This window comes from Marinobacter sp. UBA5687, from assembly GCF_002420325.1.
GTDB lineage: Bacteria > Pseudomonadota > Gammaproteobacteria > Pseudomonadales > Oleiphilaceae > Marinobacter > Marinobacter nauticus.
The window spans coordinates 16,393-23,279 of sequence record NZ_DIHV01000066.1 but is presented as its reverse complement, the minus strand read 5'-3'; the positions used below and the strand labels follow the sequence as shown (position 1 = coordinate 23,279).

The 6,887-nt window shown below is 55.7% G+C and carries 7 protein-coding genes and 1 pseudogene; 5 read left to right on the top strand and 3 right to left on the bottom strand.

All coding sequences use genetic code 11. The features are described 5' to 3' along the window. The coding region (locus tag B3Y70_RS07185; RefSeq protein WP_288589492.1) for an IS3 family transposase at positions 1-562 on the top strand (562 nt) is incomplete at its 5' end. Here the strand turns inward: B3Y70_RS07185 and B3Y70_RS07180 are convergent. Next, positions 506-799 (bottom strand): hypothetical protein, encoded by a 294-nt coding sequence (locus B3Y70_RS07180; RefSeq protein ID WP_286892977.1) that lies wholly within the window; start codon positions 797-799, stop codon positions 506-508. The two genes, B3Y70_RS07185 and B3Y70_RS07180, sit on opposite strands and share 57 nt — an antisense overlap. Before the next feature lie 320 nt (positions 800-1,119). On the opposite strand from B3Y70_RS07180, the gene B3Y70_RS07175 reads away from it, so the two are divergent. The 4 genes from B3Y70_RS07175 to B3Y70_RS07160 all read left to right on the top strand — a co-directional run bounded on the left by B3Y70_RS07175 (position 1,120) and on the right by B3Y70_RS07160 (position 4,844). Continuing rightward, the gene (locus B3Y70_RS07175; protein WP_023008963.1) at positions 1,120-2,316 is read left to right on the top strand and encodes an acyl-CoA dehydrogenase family protein; all 1,197 of its coding nucleotides are present in this window, start codon (positions 1,120-1,122) and stop codon (positions 2,314-2,316) included. A gap of 10 nt (positions 2,317-2,326) precedes the next feature. After that, positions 2,327-3,469 carry an acyl-CoA dehydrogenase family protein gene (locus B3Y70_RS07170; RefSeq protein WP_286892974.1) on the top strand — a complete coding sequence of 381 codons (1,143 nt, stop codon included), beginning with the start codon at positions 2,327-2,329 and terminating at the stop codon, positions 3,467-3,469. A 125-nt stretch (positions 3,470-3,594) separates the two neighbouring features. Further along, entirely contained in the window at positions 3,595-4,356 is a 762-nt protein-coding gene (locus tag B3Y70_RS07165) for a class II aldolase/adducin family protein (protein WP_058091211.1), read from the top strand. A gap of 32 nt (positions 4,357-4,388) precedes the next feature. Further along, complete coding sequence (locus B3Y70_RS07160; RefSeq protein ID WP_286892970.1) at positions 4,389-4,844, top strand: MaoC family dehydratase; 456 nt, start codon at positions 4,389-4,391, stop codon at positions 4,842-4,844. Between the two features lie 80 nt (positions 4,845-4,924). On the opposite strand, the gene B3Y70_RS07155 is transcribed toward B3Y70_RS07160, so the two are convergent. Then, positions 4,925-6,583 carry a long-chain fatty acid--CoA ligase gene (locus B3Y70_RS07155; protein WP_288589490.1) on the bottom strand — a complete coding sequence of 553 codons (1,659 nt, stop codon included), beginning with the start codon at positions 6,581-6,583 and terminating at the stop codon, positions 4,925-4,927. Positions 6,584-6,608: 25 nt separating this feature from the next. Beyond that, a pseudogene (locus tag B3Y70_RS07150) lies at positions 6,609-6,887 on the bottom strand (5'/3'-nucleotidase SurE); the annotation flags it as partial.

Sequence of the window (6,887 nt, the reverse complement as noted above, 5' to 3'; positions counted from 1 at the left end):
CCGTCAGCCACTTCAACAAGCCAACCATCCCAATCACATCTGGGGCATGGATTTTGTCTCGGATGCGCTGTTTGATGGCCGCAGGCTACGCCTGCTGACGATCATCGACCTTTTCACCCGGGAGTGCCTTGGCATTGTGGTTGGTCAGAGCCTGAAGGGCCACGATGTTCAAGAAGCCCTGACGGCGATTGCACGGTTTCGAGGTAATCCTGAAGTTCTTAAGACCGATAACGGTTCGGAGTTTGCCGGCAAGGTCATGGATCGCTGGGCCTATGAGCGAAACATCGAAATCGACTTCTCGCGACCGGGCAAGCCTACCGACAATGCGACGGTAGAGTCCTTCAATGGACGACTCCGGCAGGAGTGTCTGAACGAAAACTGGTTCTTGTCACTGGCCGACGCCCGGGAGAAAATCGAAGCATGGAGGGCGTTCTATAACCAAGTCAGACCCCATTCCGCATTGGAGTGGTCCACGCCCTCGGACTACGCCAGGAAACATGCGGTTTCACGAAGAAAACAGAAGCAACTGGAGCCGGATTTTTCCAACTCTGGGTGGACCTAATACGGGGTCAGGGGCACCATCACGCAACAGATAACGGCTATCGTCCCGCGTTTCAGGGGCAGTCGACACAGCACCTTCCAGCTTTCCTTCCAGAACCTGGATGCGCTCACGCAGCTCTTCCAGCTCTGTGTTGCTCTGCGCCTGAGCGGTTACCGAGCCAAGCATCAGCAGAGGTGCACCAGCCAGGGCTACGGCACGGACCAGCGGATGGGTGGCAAAACGGGTTGTTGTTGTCATCTTGAAAAACCTCGCATCGGAGTTGGTTAGCGTCTTTATTGTTAAATCTCCGGGACTGGTACAGACCCTACCGCAACAATTCCGCACAGCGGAATGGTAGGTTATTTGCATTTCATTATGCAGTACCATCTTCCACGCAAATTAATATAGATGAAGAATTTTAGATCAACAAGTCCATTTATCTTTTTGCATGTCTACAACGATGCATTTTTTTGACAGTTGATTCCGTTAGCATTGACATCCACCGTTTGGTTGATGGATCATGGAACAATTCTGCTATGCGGTATACATTTTCGCTAAGAGCACGGTGAGGGTTACCTATGAACATGAATTACACAGCCGAGGAATTGGCTTTCCGCGATGAAGTTCGCGCATTTCTGGATGCCAAGCTGCCTGAAGACATCGCAGCCAAGGTGAAAGGCTTTCGCAAGCTGAGCAAGGAAGACCACCAGCGGTGGCAAAAAATCCTCAGCGAGCAAGGCTGGTACGCCACGCACTGGCCGGAACAGTACGGGGGTGTCAGCTGGACACCGGTCCAGAAGCACATCTGGGATGAAGAGTCCTGCCGTTACGGTGTGCCCCGCTCCATTCCCTTCGGCGTAAATATGGTGGCTCCGGTCATCATCAAGTTCGGCTCCGAAGAACAGAAGCAGCAATACCTGCCCCGGATTCTGAGCGGCGAAGACTGGTGGTGTCAGGGTTATTCCGAGCCAGGCGCGGGTTCTGACCTGGCTTCCCTGAAAACACGGGCTGTGCGCGAAGGCGACCATTACATCGTTAATGGCCAGAAGACCTGGACCACGCTGGGCCAGCACGCCAACATGATCTTCTGCCTGGTACGCACCAACACAGAAGTGAAGGCGCAGGAAGGCATCTCATTCCTGCTGATCGACATGAACACCCCGGGTATTACCGTTCGTCCGATCATCACGCTAGACGGTGAGCATGAAGTTAACGAAGTCTTCTTCGAAGACGTGAAGGTTCCCGTCGAGAACCTGGTGGGTGAAGAAGATAAAGGCTGGACCTACGCCAAGTACCTGCTCACCTACGAGCGTACCGGCCTGGCGGGCATCGGCCTGTCCAAAGCAGCACTGACACACCTCAAGCAGCTGGCCAGCCGTCGGGTGAAGAACGGCAAACCCCTGATTCAGGATCCGACCTTCAGCCAACGTATCGCGCAGGTCGAAATCGACCTGATGGCAGCAGCGATCAGCAACCTGAGAATTGTTGCCTCGGTAGAAGGCGGCGGCGTTCCGGGAGCGGAAAGCTCTATGCTGAAAGTGCGCGGCACCGAGATTCGCCAGGCTATCAACGACCTGGCACGCCGGGCGATCGGACCTTACGCCATTCCGTTTGTTGAAGAAGAGATGGACCAGGCCTATGACGGCGAATTCTTGTCTGACCCGGATGCTGCGCCCCTGGCTGCCCATTACTTCAACAACCGCAAGCTGTCTATTTTCGGTGGATCAAACGAGATCCAGAAGAACATCGTTTCGAAAATGATTCTGGGACTTTAAGGAGGCGACCATGGATTTCCGACTCAACGAAGAGCAGCAAATGCTGCAGGACACCGTGGCTCGTCTGGTTCGCGGTGAGTACAGCTTCGAAAAACGGCTGGAATACAGCGAATCAGAGCTTGGCTTCAGTGAAAGTTTCTGGAAGCAACTGGGCGAACTGGGCCTGATGGCGGTGCCATTCCCCGAGGAACTCGGCGGCTTTGGCGGCACCGGCGTTGAAGTTCAAAGCGTGATGACCGAGCTGGGCCGCGGCCTGTGCATCGAGCCGTACCTTCAATCTGTGGTTCTTGGTGGCGGGCTGATTAGTCAGGCCGGCAATGAAAAGCAGAAAGAACAGTGGCTGGCGGGCATTGCAACAGGCGAAACCCAGCTTGCCGTTGGCCTGCAGGAGCCCCAGAGCTTCTACAACACAAATGACGTAGAAACCACCGCCGAGAAAACCGACAGCGGCTATGTTCTTAACGGCCGCAAAGCGGTCGTAATCGGTGGTCATAGTGCCAACCTGCTGGTGGTTTCTGCTCGCACCTCTGGCAGCAGCCGTGATGCCTCTGGCATCAGCTTGTTTGTCATCGACGCCAACGCTGATGGCCTGGAGCGTCGCAGCTACCCGACTATTGACGGCGCCAAGGGCTGCGACCTGCTCCTGAACAATGTCAAGGTGGGTGCAGACGCTCTGCTGGGAAGCGAAGGCGAAGCGGCCGATGCTATTGAATACCAGGTTGGCCGTGCCATTTCCGCTCTGTGTGGTGAGGCGGTCGGCGTTATGGAAGTCGCCTGTGACCTGACCCTGGACTACCTCAAGCAGCGCAAGCAGTTTGGCGTGCCCATCGGTAAGTTCCAGGTACTTCAGCACCGGATGGCTGACATGATGTCCGAACTGGAGCAGGCTCGTTCAATGGCCATCTTTGCCGCCAGTGTGGCTGATGAGCCTCAGAGCGACGAGCGCCGTCGGGTAATTGCGGCCGCTAAAAACGTAATTAGTCGCAGCGCCCAGTTTATTTCCGAAAAGGGCGTTCAGTCCCACGGAGGTATCGGCATGACCTGGGAATACAACTTTGCCCACTACGCCAAGCGCCTGGTGATGATCAACCACCAACTGGGCGATGATGACTTCCATCTTGAGCGCTATGCCGCTCTGCTGGAAGCCAACTGATACCAAATCAGTGAACCTTGGGTCTGTCTCCACATCAGTCAGGACCCTCTTTCGGGGTGGCCTATGCCACCCTTTTTTTATGCCCCGAATAACCCTGAGCAACCATTCTCTGCGGAGGAACAATCATGATAAAAAACCATCCGGACGAAATGCAGGCTGATCTGAGAAAGGCCGAGTGGAAAGTAAGGACCGAACTGGCTGCCGCCTATCGGCTGGTGGCCCTTTTTGGCTGGGACGACCTGGTGTTTACCCACCTGTCGGCCCGGGTGCCCGGCCCGGAGCACCACTTTCTGATCAATCCCTATGGATTGCTGTTCCATGAAATGACCGCCTCATCCCTGGTGAAAGTCGACCAGGACGGCGAAGTCGTGGAAGCCGGCGGGCTGCGCAGGGTTAACCCGGCGGGGTTTACCATCCACAGCGCCGTACATATGGGGCGCGAAGATGCCGGAGCCGTCATGCACCTGCATGCAGCAGATGGTGTTGCAGTATCAGCCCACCGTGATGGCCTCCAGCCCCTGAGCCAGACCGCCATGCTGTGCCTTGAGCACCTGAGTTACCACGAATATGAAGGCGTAGCGCTCAACCTTGATGAGAGGGAGCGCCTGATACGGGATCTGGGTAACAAATCCATGATGATCTTGCGCAACCACGGCATTCTGACCGTGGGCCGCGATGTGCCGGAAACCTTCACTTACCTCTACTTCCTGATGAAGGCCTGCGAGATACAGGTAAAAGCGCAGAGCTGTGGCCCGGTATATATGCCCGCCCAACAGGCTATCGACACCACGGCGGATCAATCAGGCTCACTCGGCAAGGCAGCAAAGCTTACCTGGCCCGCCCTTCTGAGGCTGCTTGATGCCAGGTCTCCTGGCTACAACGTTTGAGCCCTTCATCAATCCACTATCAGGAAGGTCCTATGATTACTGTTGATATTAATGATCTTGAAGCCTACCAGGGCATGCTTATTGGCCACAGCGCCTGGGTTACCGTGAGTCAGGCAATGATAAATGCCTTTGCCGATGCGACCGGCGACCACCAGTGGATCCATGTGGATATCGAGCGGGCCAACCGCGAATCCCCCTGGAAGAGCCCGGTCGCCCATGGCTACCTGACCGCCTCACTGATACCCAGGCTCAACAGCGAAGTCATCAAGGTGACGGGAACTTCAGCCACCATCAACTACGGCTTGAACAAACTCCGCTTTCCCGCAGCCGTCAAGGCTGGGGCAGATATCCGGTCCAGGGTTGAGCTGGTATCAGTGAGGCGGGTGGATGATCACCGCCTGCTGGCTACTTACCAGACAGTGGTGGAAATCAGACATGAAGATAAGCCGGCCTGTGTCCTGGAAAATCTGGCCATGTACGTGGTCTGAGTTTTCCGGTCAGTGCAAAAAGGCGGCAAGCCCTGAGGGTGGGGGGGGAGCCGCCTTCCTAACTTCCAGTGTTGTGCAAGCTACTTCTGCCACTCCTGCTCCTGAAGTGCCCGCCACATCAGCTTTCCGGTCGGTGATTTTGGCAACTCATCAACAAATTCAATGATGGTTGGCACCTTGTAGGCCGCCATTTGCTCCTTACACCAACTGATGATGTCATCCTTGGTTGTTGTGCTTTCAGCCTCAGGCGTTAGTACAATACAAGCCTTGACCGTTTCACCACGCTTGGGGTCCGGGGCAGAGATAATGCAGACTTCGTGGATGGATGGGTGACGGTACATCAACCCTTCTACCTCAGACGGCCAGACCTTGAAGCCAGACGCGTTGATCATGCGTTTGACCCGATCCACCATGAAGAAGTAACCATCTTCATCGTAGTAACCCAGATCGCCGGTGCGGAAGAAACGCTTACCATCGATTTCGACGAACGAGGCCTCGGTATCCACGGGTCGATTCCAGTAGCCCAGAGTGACCTGAGGCCCGCAGGAAACGATCTCGCCGGTTTCTCCCACGCCTTTTTCTTCAAGTGTGTCGACATCGATAATCCGGCTGTCGACATCAAACACCGGAATGCCCAGACACTGGGGCTTGGGGCTTTTGGTTGGATTGATATGGGTCGCTGCCATGGTTTCAGACAGACCGTAGCCTTCAATGTAATCAAGGCCCGTCAGCTTTTTGAGCTTCTCGGCGACCGCAACCGGCATGGCGGCACCACCACCACCAATCATGTTCAGGCTGCTGATGTCGTACTTGCCCAGATCCGGATTCGACAGGAAGTCCACCGCCATGGTGACGATGTTGGTCCAGCCGGTAACCTTGTAACGCTCAATCAAACGTGCCGCTGTGGTTCTGTCCCAACGGGTCATGATGACAGAAGTGGCACCGCAGAATATGGGACCGTTCATGGAGCCAGTCATGCCGGTTACGTGGAAGAACGGCAGCGTGGATAGCTGAACACTATCCGGAGTGGACAGATTCCAGAATACCCGGTGCACGGCTGTCGCCATCACCGACCGGTGAGTGTGCATGCAGCCCTTGGGTGCCCCGGTGGTACCGGAGCTGTACGGAATAACGGCAAGGTCATCCGGGCCGGCAGTATGTTCACCGGGCTTGTGTCCGGCTTCCAGGGCCGCCTCCCAGGTAACCACTCCCGGTATATCCCTGGACCACGCGGGCGCAGCAACTTCAGCCGGCAACGTCAGGTCGGTTTCCGGATTAATGTAGGTGTTGTAAGACGCAACAATCACTTGTTCCAGGTTGGTCTCACCAATCAACGGCGCGATGAAGCCCGCCAGTTCCTGGCCCGCCATGCAAACCGTGGAGCCGGTATCCGAAATATAGTGCTCAAGCTCCGCCGCGCGGTTCATGGGATTCACAGGAATAACCACGGCATCGGCCCGCAGGATGGCATAGTAGGAGACCACATACTGCGGGGAGTTCTGCATATAAAGCAGGACCCGGTCACCCTTCTTGACCCCCTGGGCCTGCAGGTAACCCGCCATAGTATCGACTTCTCGCTTAAGCCTGGCATAGGTCATGGGCGCATCGTAGAAAACGATGGCATCGTGGTCCGGATAGCGCAGTGCCGAGACTTCCAGGTTGGTGTACAGACTGGTTTTCGGCAGGGTCATGGTTTTGGGCAGATCTTTCGGCCAAACCTTGTAGTGGCGTGTAAACATATTCTTGTTCTCCCCCTGGGTTAATTCAGTCAACCGCTTGAGCGGACAAATCAAAATAATCAACAGCCCCGGGCAAGGGCTCATCATGGCGTAACGGTGAAATGGCAACGGCTTTTTCACGAAGTACGGTCACATCCGCATCCGGCGCCACAATGTGGCGTGAGCTCCGGTCAAAACCAAGCCACCAGTAAGGCAGGCTGCGCGCATCACGGCCTGCGACCAGTGTTGGCTTCTGGATAGAGCCGTTGGACTGCCGACACCATCGGGCTGCGGTAATATCGGCCGCTTCACAGGCTGGAAAGTT

Excerpts from the sequence above, each read along its gene's own strand:
- B3Y70_RS07180 (WP_286892977.1), bottom strand. The coding sequence starts at position 799 with ATGACAACAACAACCCGTTTTGCCACCCATCCGCTGGTCCGTGCCGTA.
- B3Y70_RS07175 (WP_023008963.1), top strand. The coding sequence starts at position 1,120 with ATGAACATGAATTACACAGCCGAGGAATTGGCTTTCCGCGATGAAGTT.
- B3Y70_RS07170 (WP_286892974.1), top strand. The coding sequence starts at position 2,327 with ATGGATTTCCGACTCAACGAAGAGCAGCAAATGCTGCAGGACACCGTG.
- B3Y70_RS07165 (WP_058091211.1), top strand. The coding sequence starts at position 3,595 with ATGATAAAAAACCATCCGGACGAAATGCAGGCTGATCTGAGAAAGGCC.
- B3Y70_RS07160 (WP_286892970.1), top strand. The coding sequence starts at position 4,389 with ATGATTACTGTTGATATTAATGATCTTGAAGCCTACCAGGGCATGCTT.
- B3Y70_RS07155 (WP_288589490.1), bottom strand. The coding sequence starts at position 6,583 with ATGTTTACACGCCACTACAAGGTTTGGCCGAAAGATCTGCCCAAAACC.